Origin of the sequence: Pseudomonas paralactis (genome assembly GCF_001439735.1) — a bacterium.
Classification (GTDB): Bacteria; Pseudomonadota; Gammaproteobacteria; order Pseudomonadales; family Pseudomonadaceae; genus Aquipseudomonas; species Aquipseudomonas paralactis.
The window spans coordinates 360,153-383,623 of record NZ_JYLN01000002.1 but is presented as its reverse complement, the minus strand read 5'-3'; the positions used below and the strand labels follow the sequence as shown (position 1 = coordinate 383,623).

23 protein-coding genes are annotated in these 23,471 nt (G+C 60.5%); 14 read left to right on the top strand and 9 right to left on the bottom strand.

Annotated features, from left to right (window positions below):
- The first annotated feature begins 93 nt into the window (after positions 1–93).
- The 3 genes from TX23_RS06010 to TX23_RS06000 are packed head-to-tail and all read left to right on the top strand — an operon-like array spanning position 94 to position 2,317.
- Positions 94–1,407 carry an HD domain-containing phosphohydrolase gene (locus tag TX23_RS06010; RefSeq protein WP_057701427.1) on the top strand — a complete coding sequence of 438 codons (1,314 nt, stop codon included), beginning with the start codon at positions 94–96 and terminating at the stop codon, positions 1,405–1,407.
- Complete coding sequence (locus tag TX23_RS06005) at positions 1,404–1,817, top strand: NUDIX hydrolase (protein WP_057701426.1); 414 nt, start codon at positions 1,404–1,406, stop codon at positions 1,815–1,817. The genes TX23_RS06010 and TX23_RS06005 overlap by 4 nt, the downstream gene beginning before the upstream one ends.
- Entirely contained in the window at positions 1,814–2,317 is a 504-nt protein-coding gene (locus TX23_RS06000) for a GNAT family N-acetyltransferase (RefSeq protein WP_057701425.1), read from the top strand. Before TX23_RS06005 ends, TX23_RS06000 begins: the two co-directional genes overlap by 4 nt.
- A gap of 407 nt (positions 2,318–2,724) precedes the next feature.
- Here TX23_RS06000 and metR read toward each other — a convergent pair whose 3' ends face one another.
- Entirely contained in the window at positions 2,725–3,642 is a 918-nt protein-coding gene (metR, locus tag TX23_RS05995) for a transcriptional regulator MetR (RefSeq protein ID WP_057701424.1), read from the bottom strand.
- A gap of 182 nt (positions 3,643–3,824) precedes the next feature.
- Between metR and TX23_RS05990 the strand changes: the two genes are divergently transcribed.
- From TX23_RS05990 to TX23_RS05970, 5 genes are all read left to right on the top strand, one after another.
- Positions 3,825–4,844: an alpha/beta fold hydrolase gene (locus TX23_RS05990; protein ID WP_057701423.1), complete on the top strand. Its 1,020-nt coding sequence runs from the start codon at positions 3,825–3,827 to the stop codon at positions 4,842–4,844.
- A gap of 54 nt (positions 4,845–4,898) precedes the next feature.
- On the top strand, positions 4,899–5,552 hold the full coding sequence (locus TX23_RS05985) for a DsbA family oxidoreductase (RefSeq protein WP_057701422.1): 654 nt from the start codon (positions 4,899–4,901) through the stop codon (positions 5,550–5,552).
- 220 nt (positions 5,553–5,772) lie between these two features.
- Positions 5,773–6,693 carry an arginase family protein gene (locus tag TX23_RS05980; protein WP_057701421.1) on the top strand — a complete coding sequence of 307 codons (921 nt, stop codon included), beginning with the start codon at positions 5,773–5,775 and terminating at the stop codon, positions 6,691–6,693.
- Positions 6,690–7,070 (top strand): EamA family transporter, encoded by a 381-nt coding sequence (locus TX23_RS05975; protein WP_057701420.1) that lies wholly within the window; start codon positions 6,690–6,692, stop codon positions 7,068–7,070. The genes TX23_RS05980 and TX23_RS05975 overlap by 4 nt, the downstream gene beginning before the upstream one ends.
- Positions 7,067–7,471, top strand: coding sequence for an EamA family transporter (locus TX23_RS05970; protein ID WP_057701419.1), 405 nt, complete (start codon positions 7,067–7,069; stop codon positions 7,469–7,471). Before TX23_RS05975 ends, TX23_RS05970 begins: the two co-directional genes overlap by 4 nt.
- A 133-nt stretch (positions 7,472–7,604) precedes the next feature.
- Here TX23_RS05970 and TX23_RS05965 read toward each other — a convergent pair whose 3' ends face one another.
- Positions 7,605–8,375: a MipA/OmpV family protein gene (locus TX23_RS05965; RefSeq protein ID WP_057701418.1), complete on the bottom strand. Its 771-nt coding sequence runs from the start codon at positions 8,373–8,375 to the stop codon at positions 7,605–7,607.
- Positions 8,376–8,614: 239 nt separating this feature from the next.
- Here TX23_RS05965 and TX23_RS05960 point away from each other — a divergent pair, with 239 nt between their 5' ends.
- From TX23_RS05960 to TX23_RS05935, 6 genes are all read left to right on the top strand, one after another.
- Positions 8,615–9,319, top strand: a complete 705-nt coding sequence (locus TX23_RS05960; protein WP_057701417.1) for an MtnX-like HAD-IB family phosphatase — start codon at positions 8,615–8,617, stop codon at positions 9,317–9,319.
- The gene (locus tag TX23_RS05955) at positions 9,312–10,706 is read left to right on the top strand and encodes an aspartate aminotransferase family protein (protein ID WP_057701416.1); all 1,395 of its coding nucleotides are present in this window, start codon (positions 9,312–9,314) and stop codon (positions 10,704–10,706) included. Before TX23_RS05960 ends, TX23_RS05955 begins: the two co-directional genes overlap by 8 nt.
- Positions 10,703–11,551, top strand: a complete 849-nt coding sequence (locus tag TX23_RS05950) for an alpha/beta hydrolase (protein WP_057701415.1) — start codon at positions 10,703–10,705, stop codon at positions 11,549–11,551. The genes TX23_RS05955 and TX23_RS05950 overlap by 4 nt, the downstream gene beginning before the upstream one ends.
- Positions 11,552–11,687: 136 nt before the next feature.
- Positions 11,688–12,812, top strand: coding sequence for a GNAT family N-acetyltransferase (locus TX23_RS05945; RefSeq protein WP_057701414.1), 1,125 nt, complete (start codon positions 11,688–11,690; stop codon positions 12,810–12,812).
- A complete protein-coding gene (locus TX23_RS05940; protein WP_057701413.1) occupies positions 12,812–14,590 on the top strand; it encodes a HAMP domain-containing sensor histidine kinase in 1,779 nt (592 codons plus the stop codon). Before TX23_RS05945 ends, TX23_RS05940 begins: the two co-directional genes overlap by 1 nt.
- Positions 14,580–15,977, top strand: a complete 1,398-nt coding sequence (locus TX23_RS05935) for a sigma-54-dependent transcriptional regulator (RefSeq protein WP_057701412.1) — start codon at positions 14,580–14,582, stop codon at positions 15,975–15,977. The genes TX23_RS05940 and TX23_RS05935 overlap by 11 nt, the downstream gene beginning before the upstream one ends.
- A gap of 152 nt (positions 15,978–16,129) precedes the next feature.
- Here TX23_RS05935 and TX23_RS05930 read toward each other — a convergent pair whose 3' ends face one another.
- From TX23_RS05930 to TX23_RS05900, 7 genes are all read right to left on the bottom strand, one after another.
- A complete protein-coding gene (locus TX23_RS05930; RefSeq protein WP_057701411.1) occupies positions 16,130–16,468 on the bottom strand; it encodes a GlpM family protein in 339 nt (112 codons plus the stop codon).
- A complete protein-coding gene (aauR, locus tag TX23_RS05925) occupies positions 16,468–17,805 on the bottom strand; it encodes a two-component response regulator AauR (protein ID WP_057701410.1) in 1,338 nt (445 codons plus the stop codon). The genes TX23_RS05930 and aauR overlap by 1 nt, the downstream gene beginning before the upstream one ends.
- Positions 17,802–19,703 carry a two-component sensor histidine kinase AauS gene (aauS, locus tag TX23_RS05920; RefSeq protein WP_057701409.1) on the bottom strand — a complete coding sequence of 634 codons (1,902 nt, stop codon included), beginning with the start codon at positions 19,701–19,703 and terminating at the stop codon, positions 17,802–17,804. The genes aauR and aauS overlap by 4 nt, the downstream gene beginning before the upstream one ends.
- A gap of 172 nt (positions 19,704–19,875) precedes the next feature.
- Positions 19,876–20,610, bottom strand: coding sequence for an amino acid ABC transporter ATP-binding protein (locus TX23_RS05915; protein WP_007916729.1), 735 nt, complete (start codon positions 20,608–20,610; stop codon positions 19,876–19,878).
- Positions 20,607–21,278, bottom strand: coding sequence for an amino acid ABC transporter permease (locus tag TX23_RS05910; RefSeq protein ID WP_003188954.1), 672 nt, complete (start codon positions 21,276–21,278; stop codon positions 20,607–20,609). The genes TX23_RS05915 and TX23_RS05910 overlap by 4 nt, the downstream gene beginning before the upstream one ends.
- Positions 21,278–22,024 carry an amino acid ABC transporter permease gene (locus tag TX23_RS05905; RefSeq protein ID WP_003188956.1) on the bottom strand — a complete coding sequence of 249 codons (747 nt, stop codon included), beginning with the start codon at positions 22,022–22,024 and terminating at the stop codon, positions 21,278–21,280. Before TX23_RS05905 ends, TX23_RS05910 begins: the two co-directional genes overlap by 1 nt.
- A 193-nt stretch (positions 22,025–22,217) precedes the next feature.
- Entirely contained in the window at positions 22,218–23,144 is a 927-nt protein-coding gene (locus tag TX23_RS05900; RefSeq protein ID WP_005785249.1) for a glutamate/aspartate ABC transporter substrate-binding protein, read from the bottom strand.
- Between the last annotated feature and the right edge of the window lie 327 nt (positions 23,145–23,471).

Below are 23,471 nucleotides of genomic sequence, written 5' to 3'. Positions count from 1 at the left end.
ATATCGACGGCCAGTTGGCGTCAAATCAACATCGCGTATGTTTGCAGGGGTTCAGTTGAGCCAAGCTTCGTTCAATTTGAAGGCAGAGTCACCATGGATGAACAACTCGCTACGAAGTCTGCCGTTTTGCTGGTCGACGATGAGGAATCGATCCTCAACAGCCTGCGCCGTCTGTTGCGCGGCCAGCCTTATGAGGTTTTATTGGCCACCAGCGGTGCTCAGGCGCTGGAGGTTCTTGCCAGTCGCCCTATCGACCTGGTGATGAGCGATGCGCGTATGCCCGGTATGGACGGGGCCACGCTCCTGGCGCAGGTTCACCGCCTGTATCCCGCCACCGGCCGCATCCTGCTCACCGGTTACGCAGACCATGACACCATCATCAAGGCCATCAACGACGGGCAGATCCACCGCTACATCAGCAAACCCTGGAATGACGCAGAGCTGATACTGGTGCTGCAGCAGTGCCTCGAACACCAGCGGCTCCAACGCCTGACCCACCAGCAGAACGAGCAGCTCAAAGCGCTCAACGCCACCCTGGAAAAACGCGTGACCGCGCGCACCGCCGAGTTGCAGCAGACCGCCGACATGCTCGACCTGGCCTACGATGAGCTCAAGCGCAGCTACGTGACCGGCACTGAAGTGTTTTCGCTGTTGGCCAACCTGCGCTTGCCCAAGAACAAGCAGACTAACCGCGCGTTGATCGAGCTGATCCGCGTGTGCTGCGCTGCCCAGTCTTTGGATGAAGCCAGCACCCGCGACCTGACCATGGCCGCCGCGCTGTACAACATCGGCAAGCTGAGCTGGAGCGACAGCATGATGGTGTCGCCGGCAGACAAACTGCACAGCACCGACCGCGCGCAGTATCGCGAGTACCCGACGCAAAGCGAATCACTGTTGATGACCCTGGAACCGATGAAGGATGCAGCGCGGATCATTCGTCATCATCAGGAGCGGTGGGACGGCTCGGGGTTTCCCGATCACCTCAAGGGCGAGACCATTCCCGCAGGTTCGCGGCTGTTGAAGCTGGCGGTGGATTTCATCGAGCTGCAAAAGGGCTTGATCCTGGAGCGGCACCTGAACAGCGACGAAGCGCTGTTGTACATTCGCAAATACGCCGGGCGCTTGTATGACCCGGCGCTGGTGGAAGACTTTGTGCTGGCCTGCGCGACCTTCCTCAGCGACGTGACCCTGGGCGACCCGACGGTCAAAGTCCTCACCACCCGCGAACTTGAAGCCGGGATGGTGTTGGCACGCAACCTCAATGCCGACAACGGCATGTTGCTGCTCAACGCCGGCAAGGTGCTGAACCTGCCGCTGGTAGACAAGCTGATTGCCTTCGAAGCCATGGAGGGTGCCAAATACAGCATATTCATCAAACAACCGGACGATACCTCGATTCCTTCATGAGCCATTCAACTATCCGCATCGCCGCCGCCGTTTTGATCGACAAAGACGGCCAAACCTTGCTGGTGCGCAAGCGCGGCACCCGGGCCTTCATGCAGCCTGGCGGCAAGATCGATGCTGACGAAACCCCGCTCCAGGCGTTGGCCCGTGAGCTGCACGAAGAGCTGAACCTGCACATTAATCCGCAAGAGGCCGTGTATCTCGGCCAATTCTCGAGCCGGGCGGCAAATGAGCCGGGTTTTATGGTGCAGGCCGATATGTACCAGTTGCATATCGACGTGGCGGTAAAACCGGCGGCCGAAATTGAAGAAATATGCTGGATCGACCCCATGGGCGACGGCGGCCTGGAGTTGGCGCCGCTGACGCGTGAGTACATCCTGCCCCATTACCGTGCTTCCTTGCGCAGCGCATGATTCGCCCATTGCAGGCTGGCGATGCCCAAGCGTATCGGGCATTGATGCTTGAGGCTTATGGCGCGTATCCCCAGGCATTTACCTCCAGTGTTGCCGAGCGTGCCGCGATGCCATTGAGCTGGTGGGAAAAGCGCGTGAGCAGCGCCCTGGATCGCCTGCTTGGGGCATTCGAGGGTGATCAACTGGCGGGGATCGTCGGCCTGGCGTTCGAGCCGCGGGAGAAGGCGTGGCACAAGGCGACCTTGTTCGGTATGTACGTGAGCGCGGCTTATCAACAACGTGGATTGGGCCGGCAATTGGTAGAGGCTGCGCTGGAGCAGGCTCGTGGGCAGCCGCGGTTGAAGCTGATCCAACTGACTGTTACCGCCGGGAATGACGCGGCGTTGGCGCTTTATCAGCGTTGCGGTTTTATTCAGTACGGGTTGGAGCCGTTGGCGGTGCGGGTAGGTGAGGAGTATTTCGACAAGATCCACATGTGGCGTGAGTTAAAAGATCAGTGATATCCAATGTGGGAGGGGGCTTGCTCCCGATGGCGGCCTGAAAGCCGACGACGATCTCACTGATGCCACACGATTCAAATGTGGGAGGGGGCTTGCCCCCGATGGCGGCCTCAGGGTTGGTTGGGATGCTGGACTTTGATCGAGTACATATCCGTTATTAGGGTCACGGCTGCTATTGGTTCCGCTTTTACAGCGGCTCACTTTTGAAAAGCCGGAATGCCGGCCCAGACAAAAGTAAGCAAAACGCTCTTGCCCCACCACTCGGCACCTCGCTTAGGCTCGGTGTGCCCTCACTTCGGCCAGCGTGGTTTGACGGGGCGCTTAAAATCAAAAGCAGATCAAAAGCAGATCAAGAGCAAGAGCGGCTCGCTTCGCATCGTGGTTAGCGTTGGTGGCTATGCAGTCGCTTAACGCACGGCACTCACTCCATCCAGGGTGGAAAATGAGGTGTCTTTGGCTGTCAGCAAGAAGTCGCGCATGTACGGTGCATCCAGCATGTCGGCCCGAATGCCTGCGTACAGCGTGGCGAACAGACCTTTTTCGCCCAACCGCTTGGCCTTCACGTACCCGCGTGAACTGTATTCATGCAGTGCCCAATGAGGCATACCGCAGACGCCTCGGCCGCTGGCCACCAGTTGCATCATCATCACCGTCAGTTCCGAGGTGCGCACCTGGGCGGGTTCCACGTCGGCCGGTTCCAGGAAGCGGGTGAAGATGTCCAGGCGGTCACGTTCCACCGGATAGGTGATCAGGGTTTCTGTCAGCAGGTCTTCGGGCACGATGTATGACTTGTTCGCCAGCGCGTGCTGGTTGGCCACGGCCAACATGGCTTCGTAGGTGAACAACGGTACGTAGGTGATGCCCGGCAGTTCCAGCGGGTCGGAGGTCACCACCAGGTCCAGGTCGCCGCGGGCCAGGGCTGGCAATGGCGCGAAGGCAAAGCCGGAGGCCAGGTCGAGCTCGACTTCCGGCCAGGCATCGCGGAACTGGTCGATAGTGGGCATCAGCCACTGGAAACAGCTATGGCATTCGATAGCCATGTGCAGGCGCCCGGCGGTGCCGCCGGCCAGCCGCGCGATATCGCGTTCGGCGCCACGCAGCAAGGGCAGGGTGGCGTCCGCCAGTTGCAGCAGGCGCAGGCCGGCGCTGGTAAAGCGCACGGGCTTGGTCTTGCGGGCGAACAACGGCATGCCCAAGCGCTCTTCCAGCTCCTTGAATTGATGGGAGAGTGCGGACTGGGTCAGGTGCAGGCGCTCGGCGGCCTCCACCAGGCTGTCGGCTTCACGCAGGGCGTGCAGGGTCTTGAGATGACGGATTTCGAGCACGGGCGCACCATGAGAACAATTTGCAAGAATATTGAATGACGTGAGTTTGTCTCATGTTTAAAGGCGTGTCGACCATGACCGCCTGGCACTCTTCATCAAACTGTCATCGAACTGTGGCAGCGCGCTTGAACAAACTTCATCAGACTCGCGCTCTACTGGGGTTCTGCGTTTCGGTGTTTTTCATGCGCGTGTTGCTTTTATTGGCCGCTCTGTTGTTCGGCCTGCCGTCTTTTGCGGCGTCTCGATGTGATGTCAATGTCCCTACCCAAACGGTCGACCTGGAAAAGGTGAGCATCGCCTACCAGAGTATCGGGCGTGCGTCGGACCCTGCCTTGCTGCTGGTGATGGGGCTGGGTGGGCAGTTGATCCATTGGCCGGATGAAGTGGTGGTCGCCCTGTGCGAGCAAGGGTTTCGGGTGATCCGCTACGACAACCGAGACGTCGGCCTGTCGACCTGGCGTCAGGCGCCGGCCAGTGCCAACCTGACCTTCGAAGTGCTGCGCTACAAGCTCGGCCTGCCGGTGGCGGCGCCCTATACGTTGACCGACATGGCCGACGACGCGCTGGGCTTGATGGATGCGTTGCAGGTGCAGCAATTTCATGTTCTCGGCGCGAGCATGGGCGGCATGATCGCCCAGCACATGGCGGCCATGGCGCCGCAACGGGTCGAGAGCCTGACTCTGATCATGACCAGCTCCGGCGCCGAGGGCCTGCCCGCTCCGAACGCGGCTCTGGTGCAATTGCTGTCGCGGCGCAGCGCGCCCAATCGCGAAGTGGCCCTGGAGCAGCAAGCCGATTTGCTCGCAGCGCTGGGCAGCCCGAACGTAAAGGATGATCGTCAGGCATTGCTGCACCAGGCGGCGCAGTCCTACGACCGCGCCTTCAACCCCGAAGGCGTCAAGCGCCAGATCATGGCGATCCTCGCCGAGCCCAGCCGTGTACCTTTGCTCAACCAACTGCGCGTGCCGACCCTGGTTGTGCACGGCACGGCTGATCCGTTGCTGCCGGTGATGCACGGCGTGCATCTGGCCGCGCATATCCAGGGCAGCCAGCTGAAATTGATCCCGGGTCTGGCCCATCGTTTTCAGGAGGCGTTCAAGGCGCCGCTGCTGGCGGCGGTGCTGCCGTACCTGCAAGCCCATCGCCAGGATACGGCGCACTGGGCGCAGATTGACCAGGGCGCGCCGTCGAAGCTGCTGTAGAGGTGGTGTATCGTGTAGCTTTGCGGCGCATTAATGCCAGCGAGGTTGCCTACCATGAGTACTCCCCTGAAAATCGATTTCGTCAGCGACGTGTCTTGCCCCTGGTGCATCATCGGCCTGCGCGGCCTGACCGAAGCCCTCGACCAGCTTGGCGCCGAGGTGCAGGCCGAGATTCATTTCCAGCCGTTTGAGCTGAACCCGAACATGCCCGCCATCGGGCAGAACATCGTCGAGCACATCACCGAAAAATACGGCTCCACCGCCGAAGAATCCCAGGCCAATCGGGCGCGTATCCGCGACATGGGCGCAGCGCTGGGCTTTGCCTTTCGCACCGACGGCCAGAGCCGCATTTACAACACCTTCGATGCGCACCGCCTGTTGCATTGGGCCGGGCTGGAGGGCTTGCAGTACAACCTCAAGGAAGCCCTGTTCAAGGCGTACTTCAGCGATGGCCAGGACCCGTCCGATCACGCGACTCTGGCGATCATTGCCGAAAGCGTCGGTCTGGACTTGAAACGCGCCGCCCAGATTCTCGCCTCCGATGAATACGCCGCCGAAGTTCGCGAGCAGGAAAAGCTGTGGATCACCCGCGGAGTGACCTCGGTGCCGACCATCGTGTTCAACGACCAGTACGCGGTCAGCGGCGGTCAGCCGGCTGAAGCCTTTGTGGGCGCGATTCGCCAGATCATTGCCGACGCGCGATCCTGACGCCGCTCTAATGTGGGAGCTGGCTTGCCTGCGATAGCGGTGGGTCAGTCGGCACCTGTTTAACCGTGGCACCGCCATCGCAGGCAAGCCAGCTCCCACACTTGATACTCATTGTTTTCAAAAACGGCGCTCATCCCAACGCTGGCCCATCCCTTGCATTAACCCCCTAAAGCCCAGCCGGCCTGCGGTTGGGCGCTGCCATTAGGGGTGAAACACTACCTTGAACATACTTGACCTCGACCACAGCCTCACCGGCCAGGCGCCCATTGCCCGGCGGTTGGCCAGCGGCCGGGCCACGCGTCTGGACCTGCTCGACCTGGGGCCGAAACTGCGCCTGTGGTCCACTGAAAAAACCTGGAAACGTTTCACCGAGCGCCTCGCCCAACGGCCTAGGCCCAGGGATGCGCGCCCGGAAATCCTGTTTGTCGGCTCCGGCGACTACCACCACCTCACGCCGGCCTTTTTGGCTGACCTTAAAGAGCCCGTCAGCCTGATCCACTTCGACAACCACCCCGACTGGGTGCGCTTTGCACCCAGGCGCCACTGTGGTTCGTGGGTCAACCGTGCGCTGAAGATGCCGGCGATCAAACGTATCGTCACCCTCGGCCCGTGCAGCGATGACCTGCATAACCCGCAATTGCGTGGCGGCAACCTTGGGGCACTCAAGCGCGGGCAATTGCAGCTGTTTCCGTGGCAGCACCCGCCGTCCAAGGTCTGGGGCCGGGTCGGCGATGGGGCGGGCCACCAGCAGCAGGAAAACCACCTGCACTGGCGCAACCTCGCTGAGCTGGATTGGGCGAAATTTCTCGACCAGATGATCGCCAGCCTGCCCACCGAGGCGATCTGGATCACCATCGACAAGGATGTGCTGGCCAGTGAAGACGCCGCCACCAACTGGGACCAGGGCGGTATGCGCCTGACCCATCTGCTCCAGGCCCTGCGGGCGTTGGCGGCGCATAAACGCATCATTGGTATCGACGTGTGCGGTGAGTTCGCCACGCCGGTGTTCAGCAACGCGTTCAAGCGCTGGGAAGCCAAGTCCGACCAGCCGCCACCGCAGCGCTGGAGCGCGCAAGACTTGCAGCGCAATGCCGCGACCAATGAAGCCCTGATCAACCTGTTTGAGGAGCTGTTCCCGTGACCCTGACCGTGGTGTTGTTGCTGGCGTTTTCCATCGTCCTCGATGTGATTGGCCAGCTGTGTTTCAAACTCGGTGTGGACCGCTTACCGCAACTCGATGGCGGGTTCAGCCTGCGCGCCTTTTGGGGCCAGGTGTTCAATGCGCCGCTGCTCTGGGCGGGCGTCGGCGCCTATGTCGTCGAGTTTTTTGTCTGGCTGGAAGCCTTGTCCCGCGCGCCATTGAGCCTGCTGTTCCCGCTGGCGGCATTGGCCTATTGCCTGGTGGTTCTGGCGGGCAGGGTGGTGCTCAAGGAAAGGGTCAGCCCAAGGCGTTGGCTGGGCACGCTGGTGATTACCCTGGGTGTGATGTTGGTAGCGATTGCGGGGAGCCAGGCATGACGACGCAAACAGTCGATAGCGGTTGGTTACATGGGCGTCTGGGCACCCTGGTGCTGTGGGCACTGTTGATCGCCACCGAAAGCGCCGGGCAATTGTTTACCAAGGTGGCCGGTGATCAATTGGGGCAGATGGACTTTACCTGGCAGTGGCTGGCCGACGTGGCGCGTAACCCGGGGATACTGGCCGCCATTGCCAGTTATCTGGGGGCGTTTTTTGTGTGGATGCTGATCCTGCGGCGCAGCAGTTTGTCTTTGGCGTTTCCGCTGAGTTCACTGGTGTTTGTGGCTGTGCTGGCGGGGTCGTGGTTGGGGCTGGGCGAGCACATCAGCCTGCTGCACTGGGTGGGGGTGGGGGTAATTATCGGTGGTATCGCGCTGTTGGCTGAGGGCGAAGAACACTGAGGATAGAGCTATGAAACACAGGCCCATTGTGGGAGCGGGCTTGCTCGCGAATACGGTGGGTCAGTGAAGTATCGGGTGACTGACACACTGTTTTCGCGAGCAAGCCCGCTCCCACATTTTGCTCCCAGGTGATTCAGTCAAAGGTGTAGCTTATCGCCGTCTGCACCTGCCCCTGGTTCACGTCACCAGCCTGCTTGACGATGCTGCTCCGGGCCGCCGAGCCCACCAAATGCACCCAGCTTGCACTGGTCAACAGCGACCAATGGGGCGCCAGAGGAAAGGCGAAGCTCTGGCTCAGCGTCACATTCTGGAAGCCACCGCTGGCGTTGTAGGGCCGAAACCCGGTGGCGGCGGCTTCGTTGTTATCCACGCCAAAGAAGGTATTGGCTTGGCGCGCATCGGCAAAATGCGCCACCAGGCCACTGCTGCCGATAATCCCGCCGCCTAGCGGGTAGCCCAGTTCGCCGCCGATTTTACCCAGGGTGCCGCTCTGGGAGTGCCCACCGCCCACCGCCTGGCCCAGCTGCGCGTAGACCCGCCAGAAATTGGCCGGGGCGTACTGGATAAAACCACCGACCTCAGCCATGTCCGACACATTGCGCAAGCCCTGCAACTCGCCGTTGGAGGTGCGCCCCGACAGGTAGTTGATATAGGGGCCGGCGGTGATGCCGTGGGTGTTCAGCGCGCTCCAGGTCAGGCCGTCGTCGGTGCTCAGGCTGACGTCGCCCCAATCCAGGTCCAGGTAAGGCACGGGCCGGGTTTCGTAGCGGCTGCCGGTGGGGTCATGGGGCTGATAGCTCAGGCCCGCGCCCACGTCGCCGCTGATGCCGTCTGCCCAGACGGCGCTGGAGCAGCCCCACAGGCCGAGCAAGCCTGCGAATACGGCAGAAGTGATGTTGGTCATGGCGTACGTTCCTGAGGTGGACAGGCGCGCATGAACGCGCAAACCCTCGCGCCTGTGCAAGCACTCATGTTGTTTGTAGCAAGCTACAAAAATTGTAGCTTGCGCCACACAAATCCCCTGGCGTATCCCGCCAAACCCCCAGCCCCACTGGGTTCTGTCCAGTTGGCACAGTCCCTGCTCTATCCCTTGGCAAGCGCATACAGCGCACTCTCCCAGGCCCTTACCTAAAGGAAAGGCAGATGATCCACTGGCATATCGTGTGTGACTTCGATGGGACCATTACCCCCACGGATGTCATTGACAACGTCCTCCAACGCTTCGCCGGCCCCGAGTGGGAAACCATTGAACAGCAATGGCTGGACGGGCATATCGGTTCACGCGAATGCCTGAGCCGCCAACTGGCGCTGATCAAGGCCACCCCAAGTGAATTGCTGGCGTATTTCGACAGCGTCGAGATCGACCCGGACTTTCCGGATTTCGTCGATCACGTCATGGACCTGGGCGCGACCATCGAGGTGGTCAGCGACGGCATCGAGCAGGGTATCGCGCGCATCCTGTCGCGCAACTACGTGACCTTGTTGCCGATCCTCGCCAACCGCCTGCGCCAGGTCGACCAGAACAGCTGGCGTATCGACTTCCCTTACGCCAGCGATGCTTGCCGCGCCGCTTCCGGCAACTGCAAGTGCAAATCCACCCCGCGCAACAAGCGCGTGCTGGTGATCGGCGACGGCAAGTCCGACATGTGCGTGGCTTCCACCGCCGACTTTGTATTCGCCAAGGGCAGCCTCGCCGAGTACTGCGTCGCCAACCACATTCCTCACGCGCGCTTCGACACCTTTGCGCAAGTGACCGCACTGCTGGCCAAGCTGCCTCAAGGCATCGCTGCCAACGCCACCACCTTCAACACCTCTTCTGACAATCAGGAACTCTTCCATCATGTCTGATATCCGTATCGCTACCGCCGAAGACCAGATTCTTCTGGATAAAGAAGCCAAGTATTGCTCCTACGGCGACACCGTTCACTACATCGAGCCGCCGCGCATTTTCAGCCGTTGCGAAGGCTCCTATGTGTGGGACACCGAAGACCAGGCCTACCTCGACCTGCAAATGTGGTACTCGGCCGTCAACTTCGGCTACGCCAACCCGCGTCTGAACAATGCGCTGAAGCAACAGATCGACACCCTGCCGCAGATCGCCAGCCAGTACCTGCACAAAGGCAAGATCGAGCTGTCGGAAATGATCGCGGTCGACGCCAAGAAAAAATTCGGTCTCGACGGTCGCGTGCACTTCAACGTCGGCGGCTCGCAGTCCATTGAGGACTCCCTCAAGGTGGTGCGCAACGCCAGCAACGGCAAAAGCCTGATGTTCGCCTTTGAAGGCGGCTACCACGGCCGCACCCTCGGCGCCTCGTCGATCACCTCCAGCTTCCGCTATCGTCGTCGCTACGGCCACTTTGGCGAACGCGCCAACTTCATCCCGTTCCCTTACCACTTCCGTGGCCCGAAGGGCATGACCAAGGAAGAGTACGGCAGCCATTGCGTGCAGCAGTTCGCGCGCTTGTTCGAGACCGAATACAACGGCGTGTGGGACCCTAAAACCAACCAGTGCGAATACGCGGCCTTCTACGTCGAGCCGATCCAGGGCACCGGCGGCTACGTGATCCCGCCGATGAACTTCTACCGCGAACTCAAGCACGTCCTGGATCAGCACGGCATCCTGATGGTGTCCGATGAAATCCAGATGGGCTTCTACCGCACCGGTAAACTCTGGTCGATCGAGCACTTCGACGTGCAGCCGGACGTGATCGTGTTCGGCAAGGCCCTGACCAATGGCCTCAACCCGTTGGGCGGTATCTGGGCCCGTGAAGAGTTGATCAACCCGAAGGTGTTCCCGCCAGGTTCGACGCACTCCACCTTCGCCTCCAACCCGCTGGGCACTGCCGTGGGCCTGGAAATGTTCAAGATGACCAGCGAAGTCGATTACGGCGCGATGGTCATGGCCAAGGGCAAGTTCTTTTTGGAAGGCTTGCAGGACCTGCAAAAACGCTTCCCGATCATCGGCGATGTCGACGGCCTGGGCCTGGCGCTGCGCTGCGAAATCTGCGGCCCGGATGGCTTCACCCCCGACAAGGCGACCCTGGATTACATGGTCGAGGAAGGCATGAAAGGCGACATGGTGGTGGACGGCCAGAAACTCGGCCTGATCCTCGACGTGGGCGGTTACTACAAGAACGTCATCACCCTGGCACCGTCCCTGGAAATCAGCTACCCGGAAATCGAACTGGGGCTCAAGCTGCTTGAGCAACTGTTGGTGCGAGCGACTAATCGGTGAATGCGCAAGGGATCGACCTCGGTGAAGGTACTGCCGGTTTCGTTCTCGGTGATGGTCCGGTCGGGATCCTGTTGATCCACGGCCTGACCGGCACACCGACCGAGTTGCGCCAGGTCGCCAAGGGCTTGGCCAAGGCAGGTAATTGCACCGTGTATGTGCCCACGTTGGCCGGGCACTGCGGTGATAACAGCGACCTGCAGGCCACCGGCTGGCGTGACTGGTACGAAGGTGTGCGCAAGACCTTCGTGCAGGTCAAGCAACGCCACGGGCAAGTGTTTGTCGGCGGTTTGTCCATGGGCGCGGTGATGTCCATGTACGTGGCCGCCGAACACCCGGGCCAGGTCGCCGGGCTGCTGATGTATTCCACCACCTTGAAGTACGACGGCTGGAGCATCAACAAGCTGGCGTTCCTCACGCCGTTGCTGATGAAGATTCCATTCGGTGTGCACATTTGCAGCTTCGAAGAGAAACCGCCCTACGGCATCAAGAACGAGCGCCTGCGGGCCATCGTCGAGCGGCAGATGAAGGAAGGCGAAAGCAGCGAAGCCGGTTTGCTGACGATGGAGGGCATCACCGTGCGTGAATTGCACCGCATGAACGCGGTGGTCAAAAAGCGTATGCCCGACATCAAGGTGCCGGCGCTGGTGCTGCATTCCATCGAGGATGACATCACCAGCCGCTGGAACGCCGACTACGTGGAACGCCACCTCGGCGGGCCGGTGACCAAGATTTTGCTGGATAACTGCTACCACATGATCACGGTCGATTTGCAGTACCGACGGGTGATCGAGTTGAGTGCCGAGTTTGTAGAGCAGCATTCGGTGCAACTCAATCGTGTGGCGTGATTAGTTACTTGTAGGAGCGAGCTTGCTCGCGAAGGTCGTTAACGATAACGCGTACTACCAGTTTGAACGCGGTGTCTGTTCGGTTTTCGCGAGCAAGCTCGCTCCTACAGTAGGGCGGCGTTGATAAGGAAAAACTGTGATAACTACCCAAGCCTTCCCGACCATCCGGGCGATCCAGCGTGATGCCTGGAATGACTGTTTTCCCGGTGCCCTGGAGGATTGGGACTATTACCTGGCCGTGGAAAACGCTGCGATTGATGATTTTCAGTGGCGCTACCTGGCAGTCTACGAAGATGAAACGCTGGTGGCCGTGGCTGCTGCGTTCATCACCCACTATCGCCTCGACACCACGGTGTCGGGGGCCGGCAAGCGTTTGACCGAGCGCCTGAATCGCCTGTGGCCGCAGGCTTTGCAATTGGCGCTGTACGCCCTGGGTTCGCCGGTGGCTGAGCGCTGTGATGCGGGCGTCGCCAGCCATATCCCCGAGGCCCGTCGTGCAGTGTTGTTGCAGCAGTTACTGGCGGCTGCGCGGCGTGATGCCGATCACTTCGGTATCGGCCTGGTGGCGGTCAAGGACGCGCCGACCAACGACCCACATTGGGCCGACAGTTGCCGCGCGGCCGGCTTTCAGACCATGCCGAGCTTGCCGACCGGGGTGTTGCCGTTGCCCTATGGGTCGGTGGATGCGTACCTGGGCTCGCTGGGCAAATCCACGCGCAAGGACCTGCGCCGCAAACTGCGGGCACCCGGGCCGCGCATCGAGTGGCGGCACAACGTCGATGATGTGCTGCCCGAGATCATGCGCCTGTATGAGGCCACGCTTGCACGCGCGGATTTACAGTTCGAGCGTTTGCCTGCCGGTTACTTCACCGGCGTACTCGAACACCTTCACGAGCGGGCGGTCTGTGTTCTTTACTGGGTGGACGAACGCCTGGTGGCGTTCAACCTGATCCTGCTGGATGAGCAGCGGCTGGTGGACAAGTTCTTTGGTCACGACATCGAGTTCAGCCGTGAGTACAACCTGTACTTTCGCAGTTGGCTGACCAATGTCGACTATTGTATTGAACACAATATCCCGGTGTACGAGTGCGGCCAGGCCGGGTATGCCAGTAAACTGCGGCTGGGGTGCGAGTTCGAGGGCAACAGCCTGTTCTTCCGCCATCGCAACCGGCTGGTCAACAGCCTGCTCAAACTTGTAAAACTGTTTATTCGACCGGATCGTTCCGACCCTGCCATGGCTGCTGCGATAAGCGAAACCTGATGATTACCAAGACCCGCCAGAAAGCCCGCCCCTTTGCCATTTCGCGTTGGAGCGTCCAGCGCAAGCTGGTGCTGGCGTTCTGGCTGGTCAGCGTGATTCCAACCATGATTGCCGCTGAGCTGGCGGCCACTACGCTGTCGCAGATTTTCGACAGTAACGTGCGCATCTGGCTGCAAGAGTCGACCAAGATCGTCAAGGATGAGATCGGTGACATCCTTCATGACAACGCGCGCATGGCCAAGCTGTTCCTGCGCTATACCAGCCCGCCGTCGTCCAAAAATGCCGAGAAGCATGACCGGCTCACCGCCGACATTGCCGATGCCACCGATATCGATGTAGTCGCGCTGATTCGTTCCAGCGACCGTAAAGTGGTGTTCAGCACGGCCTCCGATGACATCGTCAGGCAGATCAACCTGACCAGCAACGCCGTGCTGCAGACGGTGCAAGTCGCCGGGGTGAGCACGGGGCTGGTGGTGTCGACCTTCGAGACCAGCCGCGATGGCGTTGACTACCTGTTGTTGGTGGCGACCTACCTGGACAGCAGTTTCCTGACCAGCGTAGCCGATGTGCACTCCCTGGACCTGCGTTTGTACCTGGCCAACCCGGCGGGTTTTTCCGAGATATTTTCCACCCAGCGTTTCGAGAATCACCCTTCGCGCATTCCGAAAAATGTCGAGGCTGCGCTGCGCAGCACCAAGCAGCCCAGTGAGCAATTCACCAACCAGTACAGCGGTTTGTATTGGCCGATCTTCAATGATGCCGGTGAACTGCAGGGCGTGATATTCAGCGGCCTGTTGCGTCATACCAGCCTGGTCGGGCTGGTGAATCAGAGCAACCTGTTCGTGCTGATCTTCCTGCTCAGCTCGGCGCTGTCACTGGCGGCCGGGGTGTTGGTGTCGCAGCGCCTGACCAAGCCGCTGCGTGACTTGTCCCAAGGCGTCAACGCGGTGATTTCCGGTAGCTACGCGCACCGCGTGGTGGTCAGTGGCGGCGATGAACTGGCGCAGTTGAGCAGCACCTTCAACCACATGACCGAGCGCCTGGGCGAACTGCACCACCTCGAAGCCCAACTGCGCCGACGTGATCGCCTGCATGCCCTGGGTGAGGTCGCCATGGGCCTGGCCCACGAAATCCGCAACCCGCTGGGCATCATCAAGACTGCCACCCAACTGTTGCATCGGCGTGCCGACCTGGCAGACACCGATAAGCGTCACCTGGAATACGTCATCAGCGAGGTCAGCCGCATCAACGAACTGATTACCGAGTTCCTCGATTTCGCCAAGCCCAACCCACCGATTCGCGTGCTGCAACCGGCACGCGCCCTGGTGGAAGAAATCCTCGGTTTCTGCGGCCCGGAGCTGAGCACCCATACTATCGATGCACAGATTGACGATCAGGCGCCCGACGCCACGATCTACGCCGACGCCAAGCAGCTCAAGCAGGCTTGCCTGAACTTGATACTCAACGCCATCGACGCGATGCCCGAAGGCGGGCGCCTGACGCTGGGCATTCGCAGCGTGGACGACAACACGGTGATCAGCATCGCCGACACGGGCCAGGGGATCCCGGCGGATATGGTCGAGCGTATCTTCACGCCGTTTGTCACCACCAAGGCCTCAGGCACCGGGTTGGGCCTGGCCAAAGTCTATTCGATCATGGAAAGTCACGACGGCAGCATCGAATGCGCCAGTGAGAAAGATGCCGGCGCCACCTTCAGCCTGTACATTCCGGCTAACGGTGAAGACGACGGCGAGGATGAGGACGGGCATGACGCATAACGTACTGGTGGTCGACGACGAGCCCAAGCTCTGTGATCTGTTGACCCAGGCCCTGAGCCAGAACGGTATTGAGGTGTTCAGCGCGGGCAACGGCCTGCATGCGCTCAAGGTGCTGGGCGAGGAGGACATCGACCTGGTGATCAGCGACTGGCGTATGCCGGGCATGGACGGGCCGGCGCTGTTGGCCGAGATCAAGGTGCGCTATCCGCATGTGCCGGTGATCGTGATGACCGCCTACAGCACAGTCAAAAACGCCGTGCAATCGATGCGCAACGGCGCCTATGACTACATCGCCAAACCGTTTGATATCGATGAGCTGGACATCACCGTAGCCAAGGCCCTGCAATTTCGCGACATCATGCGCGATAACGCGCGGATGCGCGCCGAGCTGGACGAACACGCGCAGTTCGACAGCCTGGTGGGCGACAGCCCGGCGTTTCGCCAGGTGCTCCAGGCGGTGGACTCAGTGCGCGACAGCAACGCCACCATCCTGCTGACTGGCGAAAGCGGCACCGGCAAGGAAATGGTCGCCCGCGCCATTCACAAGCATGGCAGCCGCGCCGACAAACCTTTTGTGGCCGTCAACTGTGCGGCGATTCCCGAAGGCTTGCTGGAAAGCGAAATGTTCGGCCATCGCAAAGGCGCTTTCACCGGGGCCGTGGCCGACCGGGTTGGGCGCTTCATGCAGGCCGACAAGGGCACGTTGTTCCTCGATGAGGTGGGGGATATGCCCCTGGCGTTGCAGGCCAAGATTTTGCGTGCCTTGCAGGAGCGGGTGATCGAGCCGGTGGGGGACCCACGCGAGCGCAAGGTGGACGTGCGGGTGATTGCCGCCACCAACAAGAACCTGCTGGATGCGGTGGCGAATAAAGAGTTTCGCGAAGACCTGTACTACCGCCTCAACGTCTTCCCGATTCCATTGCCGGCTCTGCGCGAGCGCGTGGAAGACATCGCGCCCCTGGCCCGGCATTTCGCCCAGACCTTGAGTGCCACCGCGGGCAAACGCATTACCGGCTTCAGCCCCGAGGCATTGCAGGCGATGGCGGCGTATCACTGGCCGGGCAATATCCGCGAGCTGCAAAACTGCGTGGAGCGCGCGACCATCGTGGCGGCGTCGCCGGTGATCGAGGATATAGATTTGCCGGGGTACCTGTTTGCTTCGAAACCGAGCGAAGGCGATGTGACCGCGATCCTCAGCGACGGCCCGGGCGTGCCGCAGGATCTGGATGCGGCGCTGGCCGAGGTGGAGAAAGCCTACATTCTGGCGGCGTTGCAGGAGAGCAATGGGGTGCAGGCTGCGGCGGCGCAGCGCATCGGGATTTCCGAACGCAGTTTCTGGTATCGCCTGAAAAAACTGGGTATTCAGGTAGACAAAATAGTCCGCTGACACGCTGTGATTAAACATGTTGTAGGAGCGAGCTTGCTCGCGAAAAACGTCAACGATAACGCGTGCTTCCTGAGTAAACGCGGCGCCTGTGAGTTTCTCGCGAGCAAGCTCGCTCCTACAAAGGGCGATCCCACCTGTTTAACCGCGTTGCGTCAGGTGTGGAGGCGTACCCACACGCTGACCAACACCGTCGCAGCCATCAACCAGGCCACGGCGGCGACTGCCAGCGATGCCTCCAACCGCATCCGATCCACCATCACATACAAGGTCGCCAGGTACACGAAGTACGGAATGATCGACCACATCCCGAACACGATGGTGGTCTTCAAATCCGCAACCGTTCGCCCTTTGCCGACGATGTAATGAGCGATCAGCGCGAAGGTCGGAAACAGCGGCACCAAGCCTGCGATGTAATAGTTTTTGGTCTTGGCCAGTGCCGCCAGGATCAGCACCACCGCCGCGCCGAGCGCGGCCTTCAAAAACAGATCCATCAGTGGCTCAACCCGTATTTCTTGACCTTGTCGAACAGGGTGGTCTTGGCCATCCCCAGTTCCTGGCTGGCCTGGGTCAGGTTGCCGCCGCTGCGCTGCAAGGCATCCACCAGCAGGTTGCGCTCAAAGGCTTCCACCGCCTCGGTAAAGGCAACCCCTTGGTTGCCGTTGCCGGCGCCGCTTTTCTTGAAGGCGGGCAGGCCCAGGGCAAAGCGTTCGGCGACGTTGCGCAGTTCGCGCACGTTGCCCGGCCAGTCGTGGCTCATCAGGCTCGACAAGGTCTGGTTGTCCAGCTCCGGCACCGCCCGGTCGAAGCGTAGCGACGATTGCTGCAGGAAGTGTTCGAACAGTTGCAGGATGTCTTCACGCCGCTCGCGCAACGGCGGCAGTTCCAGGGTGACCACGTTGAGGCGGTAGTACAGGTCGCTGCGGAACTGGTTGGCGCGGCTCAGTTCGTCGAGGTCGGACTTGGTGGCGGCGATTACCCGGCAATCCACGGCCACGCTCTGGTTCGAACCCAGGCGTTCCAGGGTACGTTCCTGCAGCACCCGCAACAGTTTGATCTGCAGGTTGATCGGCATACTTTCCACTTCATCGAGGAACAGCGTGCCCTGATGGGCGTGTTCGATCTTGCCGATGCGGCGTTTTCCGGCGCCGGTAAAGGCATTGGCCTCGTGGCCGAAAATTTCGCTTTCGAACAGGTTTTCCGGCAGGCCCCCGCAGTTCAAGGCAACGAACTGATGGGCGTGGCGGCGGCTGAAATCATGCAGGCAACGCGCGACCAATTCCTTGCCGGTACCGGTCTCGCCTTCGATCAGCACGTTGGCCGAGGTGTCGGCGACATTGGCAATCAGTTCGCGCAGGTTCTGCATGGCCGGCGAGCGGCCGATGATGCGACCTTCCAGCGAGTCGCGCTCGGCCAGTTGCCGGCGTAACGACCAGACCTCCCGCGCCAGGCCGCGTTGTTCCAGGGCGCGGCGTGCCACGTCCACCAGGCGTTCGGGCGAGAAGGGTTTCTCCATGAAGTCGTAGGCGCCGTTGCGCATGGCGCCGACGGCCATGGAGATGTCGCCATGCCCTGTAATCAACACCACCGGCAGGCTTTTATCCAGGGCCTTGAGGCGGGTCAGCAGCTCCAGGCCGTCGATGCCCGGCAGGCGAATATCACTGATGACAATGCCGGCAAAGTTCTCGCCGATGCGCTTGAGCGCTTCTTCGGCGCTGCCCACGCCGACGCTGGGGATGTCTTCCAGCGCCAGGGCCTGCTGGCAACCGAGCAGCACATGGGGGTCATCTTCGACAATCAGCACGGTCAGGTCTTGGGATTCAATATTCATGTCGACTCAACTTTTTCAGAACCCGCCAGCGGCAGGTTCAGGACAAAGGCAGTACCACCATTGGCCGGGTGTTCCACGGCCAGGCTGCCACCGGTCGCGGCCGCAAGGCTCGCGGACAGCGTCAGGCCCAGCCCAAGGCCTTGTTCGCCGGGCTTGGTGGTGAAGAAGGGTTCGAACAAATGCTTGCGCGCCTCCGGGTCGATGCCGTGACCATTGTCGCGCACCAGCAGACGATATTTGCCCTCGGCACTCTGGCCCTCCAGCCACAATTGCGGCGCCGGTTGCGCCTGCATCGCATCCAGCGCATTACCGATCAGGTTGACCAGGATCTGTTCCAGGCGCGTCTGATCAATCTGCAACTGGGCGGGAGCGAAGTCGCGGTGCAAGGTCAGTGGCAAACCGTCCAGGCGCGCGCCCAGCACCTGAAACGCAGCGTCCACGGCCTTGCCCAGGCTGGCTTCGCCCTGGTCATCGCCGCGCCGGGCGAACGAGCGCAGGCTGGCGGTGATACGGCCCATGCGGTCGATCAGTTCGTTGATGGTCTTGAGGTTGGTGCTGGCGGTGTCCAGGGCGCCGCGCTCAAGAAAGCGCACGGTGTTGCCGGATAGGGTGCGCAGCGCGGCCAGCGGCTGGTTCAACTCGTGGGCGATGCTGGTGGACATCTGGCCGATGGCGGCGAGTTTGCCGGCCTGCACCAATTCGTCCTGGGCGCGGCGCAGGGTTTCTTCGGCCTGGCGCCGTTCGCGAATCTGGCCCTTGAGCCGTTCGTTGCTGGCGCGCAGGTCGGCGGTGCGTTCGGCGATCCGCCGCTCCAGTTGGCTGTTGGCTTCCTGCAAGGCTTCCCGGGCGGCGAGGCGGGTGGCGATGACCTTGCGTCGTTCGTTCCAGGCAATCAGCAGGAAGGCCACAAGGCCAAAGGCAACGGCCACCAGAATGCCCTGATTGATGGCGGCGCGGCGCAGGTCATTGAGCGGGGTAAGCAGGGTGAAATTCCACGGCGTGTCGTTGAGCGGTCGGGTTTGCGCCAGGTAGCTGACGGCGTGCTGGTCATTGACCACTTCCGAATTGGCCGGGAAGGTCAGCTTCTCGGTGCCTTCGTTCAGGCGCTCGCGGGCCAGGGGTTGCAGTTCATTGAGCGTTGCCCAGTAATATTGCAGGCTGTGAGCCAGGCGATCCTTGGTGTCATCGCTCAGCGGACGTACAGCCTTGAGGCGACGCGCCGGGTCACTGGACAAAATGATGATGCCGTTCTCGTCGCTCACGAATGCCTCAAGACGGGCGCGTTGCCAGCGCTCTTCAAGGGCTTCGAGGCGCACTTTGACCACGGCGACGCCGATGATCTTGCCGTGCTCTTCCAGGCCATGGGCCAGGTAATAGCCGGGTTCGCCGTTGGTGCTGCCGATACCGTAGAAACGGCCGGGCTGGCCACGTACGGCATTCTGAAAATAGGCGCGAAAAGACAGGTCTTCACCCTGGTAACTGTCGGCATCGCGCCAGTTACTGGTAGCCAGCACGCGGCCGGTGGTGTCCATCACGTAGATGGCTCGGCTGCGACTGCGACGGTTCAGGCCTTCAAGGTAGTCATTGACTGTTTTGCGGGTTTCCTGGTTCGGCTCGGCCAGCAATTGCGACACGCTGGACTCCAGCTCCAGCAGGCTGGGCAGGTAGGTGTATTTGCTCAGTTCACTTTCGACGGTGCGGGCGTGCAGCTCCAACTGGCGTTCGCCGTTGTCGCTGAGGGTGCGGATGCCATAGTACTCGCTGACCCAGAAGCCGATATAACCCAGCCCGATCATCAGGGCGATGATCAGCGGCGGCAGGAACAGTTGGCGTATCAGACGAGGCTTCACGGCAAGTGATGGCGGCGCGGCGCGATATTGATTGGGGTCGCATTTCATCACAGATGCCTTGGGTCAGCTACCGCTTGCCAGTGTAAGAGCGGGCTTGTGTGGGAGCCGGGCTTGCCCGCGATGCAGGCGCCTCGGTGTAACAGTTGCACCGAGGCGATGCCATCGCAGGCAAGCCAGCTCCCACACAAGCCCGGCTCCTACAGGACGAACGGTGTTGCTTTTAGTGCTGCAGGATTTTCTCAAGGAAGTGCTGCGCGCGTTCGGAGCGTGCGCTGATGTCGCCGAAGAACTCTTCTTTCGGGCAGTCTTCGATGATCTTGCCGGCGTCCATGAAGATCACACGGTCGGCCACTTTGCGCGCAAAGCCCATCTCGTGGGTCACGCACATCATGGTCATGCCTTCGTGGGCCAGTTGCACCATCACGTCGAGCACTTCGTTGACCATTTCCGGGTCCAGCGCCGAGGTCGGTTCGTCAAACAGCATGACGATCGGGTCCATGGCCAGGGCGCGGGCAATCGCCACACGTTGTTGCTGGCCGCCGGAGAGCTGGCCAGGGTGCTTGTGGGCGTGTGCCGACAAGCCCACGCGTTCGAGCAGTTGCAGGCCCTTCTTGGTGGCTTCTTCCTTGCTGCGGCCCAGCACCTTGATCTGCGCGATGGTCAGGTTTTCGGTGATGGTCAGGTGCGGGAACAGTTCGAAGTGCTGGAACACCATGCCCACGCGTGAGCGCAGTTTCGGCAGGTTGGTCTTCGGGTCGGCGATGGAGGTGCCATCGACCACGATGTCGCCCTTCTGGAACGGCTCCAGCGCGTTGACGCACTTGATCAGGGTGGATTTGCCCGAGCCGGAGGGCCCGCACACCACGATCACTTCGCCTTTTTTAACCTCGGTGCTGCAATCGGTCAGCACCTGGAAGTCGCCATACCACTTGTTGATGTTCTTGATAGAGATCATACGGCAAACCTTTTTTGCAGACGCTTGACCAGCAGCGAGGCGGAAAAGCTGATGATGAAGTAGACGACACCGGCAAAGATCAGGAACTCGTTGGAGCGGCCGATGATGTCGCCGTTGGAGCGGGCGGAGTTGAGGAAGTCCACCAGGCCCACGGTGTAGACCAGGGAAGTGTCCTGGAACAGGATGATCGACTGTTGCAGCAGCAACGGTGTCATCTTGCGGAACGCCTGGGGCAGGATGATCAGGCGCATGGTCTGGCCGTAGGTCATGCCCATGGCTTGTGCCGCCGCCATCTGGCCCTTGGGAATCGACTGCACACCGGCCCGCACGATTTCGCAGAAGTACGCGGCCTCGAACATCATGAACGCCACGACGCAGGAGGTGAACGCACCGATCGGCGTGTCTTCGCCGGTGATCCAGCGCAGTACGAACGGCACCGCCAGGTAGAACCAGGTGATCACCAGCAGCAGCGGGATCGAGCGGAAGTAGTTCACATAGGCGCCGGCCACACGCGACAGCAGTTTATTGGACGACAAGCGCATCAGGGCCAGGATGGTCCCGATGATGATGCCGCCGACCACACCCATGACCATCAGCTTCAAGGTCATGACCATGCCGTTCCATAGGCCCGGGATGGCGGGGATGATGCCGCTGAAATCGAAGTCCATTATTTACCCCCCACAGAGATCAGGCCGGGCACTGCGACTTTCTTCTCCACGACGCGCATCAGCAGCATCAGGCTCATGTTCAGGGTGAAGTAAATCAGCGTGGCCAGGGTGAAGGCTTCAAACAGGTTGGCCGAAAACTCGGCGGTCTGTTTGGTTTGCGCCAGCAGTTCCATCAAGCCGATCAAGGACGCCACGGAGGAGTTCTTGAATACGTTGAGGAATTCGGAGGTGAGCGGTGGAATGATGATGCGATACGCCTGGGGCAGCAGCACGTTCCAATAGATCTGCGGCAGCTTGAAGCCCATGGCGCGGGCGGCGGATTCCTGGCCGCGTGGCAGCGCCTGAATGCCTGTACGTACTTGCTCACACACACGGGCGGCGGTAAACAGGCCCAGGCACACCACGACGCTCAGGTAGGCCGAGGTGGTCGGGTTCAGGTCTTGTTTGTACCAGTCCTGCAGGTTTTGCGGCAGCATGTCCGGTACCAGGAAGTACCAGATGAACAGCTGAACCAGCAGCGGCACGTTACGAAACAGTTCCACGTAGCAGGTCGCAATGCCCGACACGAGGCGGTTTGGCACCGTGCGCATGACCCCCAGAATGGAGCCCAGCAGCAAGGCGATAATCCATGCCACGATGGCGATGGCGATGGTCCAGCCCAGCCCGGAGAGGTACCAGTCGAGATAAGTCTCGCTGCCCACGCCGGTGGACTTGAAGAATACGCCCCAGTCCCAGTTGTAATTCATTAGGGTCTCCCCTCGAAATCGATCGATGTACAAGCACCCGCTTGGGGAAGATCCTTTCCCGCCTGACAATGAATGCCAGGCACACGCGATCGGCTCGAAAACCGCCAGGTCGAGTGTTCCAAGTTAAAGCCAGCAGGTAATTACAGACGCCTGAGGGAGGTTGGCTCCCTCAGGAGATAAGCTTAGTCAGGTATCAGATTTTTACTTCTGGCGCTGGTTTGTCGCTTGGGTTAGCGATCAGCTCCTTGACCTTGTCGCTCATCGGGAAGTTCAGGTTCAGGCCTTTCGGTGGGATCGGGCTTTCGAACCATTTGGCGTAGATCTTGTTGATCTCGCCGGACTTGTACAGGGCGACAATGGCGTCATCCACGGCTTTCTTGAAGTCCGGGTCGCCTTTGCGAACCATGCACGCATAGGCTTCGAAGGACTGCGGAGTACCGGTGATAACCCAGTCGTCCGGCTTCTTGGCCTTGGCTTCTTCGCCGGCCAGCAGCGCGTCGTCCATCATGAACGCAACGGCACGGCCGCTTTCGAGCATCTGGAAGGATTCGCCGTGGTCTTTGGCGGAGATAACGTTCATGCCCATCTGCTTGTCGGCGTTCATCGCTTTGATGATGCGCTCGGACGTGGTGCCGGCGGTGGTCACGACGTTTTTGCCTTTGAGGTCGGCAAAGTCAGCGTAGGACGGCTTGCCTTCCTTGTCTTTCTTGACCAGCAGACGGGTGCCGATTTCGAAGATGTTGACGGTGAAGTCGACCTGCTGGGCGCGTTCGGCGTTATTGGTGGTGGAACCGCATTCCAGGTCCGCGGTGCCGTTCTGGATCAACGGGATACGGGTTTGCGAGGTCACCAGGTTGTACTTGGCTTTCAGGTCGGGTTTGTTCAGGTCTTTTTTCAGTTGTTCAACGACGGCCAACTGAATGTCGTGGGAGTAGCCCACGGGTTTGCCCGAACCATCCGCAATGTAGGAAAACGGAATAGAGCTGTCGCGGTGAGCGAGAGTGATGGTGCCGGAGTCGTTGATTTTCTTCAGCGTGCCGGTGAGTTCTGCGGCGAAAACTGGAGTGCTGATCAGAGCAGCAGCGATAGCTGCGCCCAGGATATGGGGAACGATGCGCATCAATACTTCCTCGACATTTGTTTTTTTTATGAAGCCAGCTTGAACGGCTCTCTTGTACAGCGAATGCCCGTGACGGCTCCTAAGGCGCCTCAGGTAATCGTCAAAGAGTGTAGAGCATGAGTCGTGCCATACCGAAAATAAAAGGTTAAGCGCATGATTTATATAGAAATTAATTTTTTGTTTCGGCGATATTTTCAGTCTTCGATCCGGCAAACCGAATAGAGCAGAGGGACGTGTTCGGAAAACCGAATAGTCCGTAGGCGCGTGCTTGCTCGCCAAAAACGCAAAAACGCCGCGTTTATGCTGGATAAACGCGGCGCTCTCAGG

Bases quoted from the DNA above. Each gene is read 5' to 3' on its own strand.
- aauR (WP_057701410.1), bottom strand. From the start codon at position 17,805: ATGAATATTGAATCCCAAGACCTGACCGTGCTGATTGTCGAAGATGAC.
- TX23_RS05930 (WP_057701411.1), bottom strand. From the start codon at position 16,468: ATGGATCTGTTTTTGAAGGCCGCGCTCGGCGCGGCGGTGGTGCTGATC.
- TX23_RS06005 (WP_057701426.1), top strand. From the start codon at position 1,404: ATGAGCCATTCAACTATCCGCATCGCCGCCGCCGTTTTGATCGACAAA.
- TX23_RS05970 (WP_057701419.1), top strand. From the start codon at position 7,067: ATGACGACGCAAACAGTCGATAGCGGTTGGTTACATGGGCGTCTGGGC.
- TX23_RS05955 (WP_057701416.1), top strand. From the start codon at position 9,312: ATGTCTGATATCCGTATCGCTACCGCCGAAGACCAGATTCTTCTGGAT.
- aauS (WP_057701409.1), bottom strand. From the start codon at position 19,703: ATGAAATGCGACCCCAATCAATATCGCGCCGCGCCGCCATCACTTGCC.
- TX23_RS06000 (WP_057701425.1), top strand. From the start codon at position 1,814: ATGATTCGCCCATTGCAGGCTGGCGATGCCCAAGCGTATCGGGCATTG.
- TX23_RS05900 (WP_005785249.1), bottom strand. From the start codon at position 23,144: ATGCGCATCGTTCCCCATATCCTGGGCGCAGCTATCGCTGCTGCTCTG.
- TX23_RS05905 (WP_003188956.1), bottom strand. From the start codon at position 22,024: ATGAATTACAACTGGGACTGGGGCGTATTCTTCAAGTCCACCGGCGTG.
- TX23_RS05910 (WP_003188954.1), bottom strand. From the start codon at position 21,278: ATGGACTTCGATTTCAGCGGCATCATCCCCGCCATCCCGGGCCTATGG.
- TX23_RS05960 (WP_057701417.1), top strand. From the start codon at position 8,615: ATGATCCACTGGCATATCGTGTGTGACTTCGATGGGACCATTACCCCC.
- TX23_RS05940 (WP_057701413.1), top strand. From the start codon at position 12,812: ATGATTACCAAGACCCGCCAGAAAGCCCGCCCCTTTGCCATTTCGCGT.
- TX23_RS05990 (WP_057701423.1), top strand. From the start codon at position 3,825: ATGCGCGTGTTGCTTTTATTGGCCGCTCTGTTGTTCGGCCTGCCGTCT.
- TX23_RS05935 (WP_057701412.1), top strand. From the start codon at position 14,580: ATGACGCATAACGTACTGGTGGTCGACGACGAGCCCAAGCTCTGTGAT.
- TX23_RS05915 (WP_007916729.1), bottom strand. From the start codon at position 20,610: ATGATCTCTATCAAGAACATCAACAAGTGGTATGGCGACTTCCAGGTG.
- TX23_RS05985 (WP_057701422.1), top strand. From the start codon at position 4,899: ATGAGTACTCCCCTGAAAATCGATTTCGTCAGCGACGTGTCTTGCCCC.
- TX23_RS05965 (WP_057701418.1), bottom strand. From the start codon at position 8,375: ATGACCAACATCACTTCTGCCGTATTCGCAGGCTTGCTCGGCCTGTGG.
- TX23_RS06010 (WP_057701427.1), top strand. From the start codon at position 94: ATGGATGAACAACTCGCTACGAAGTCTGCCGTTTTGCTGGTCGACGAT.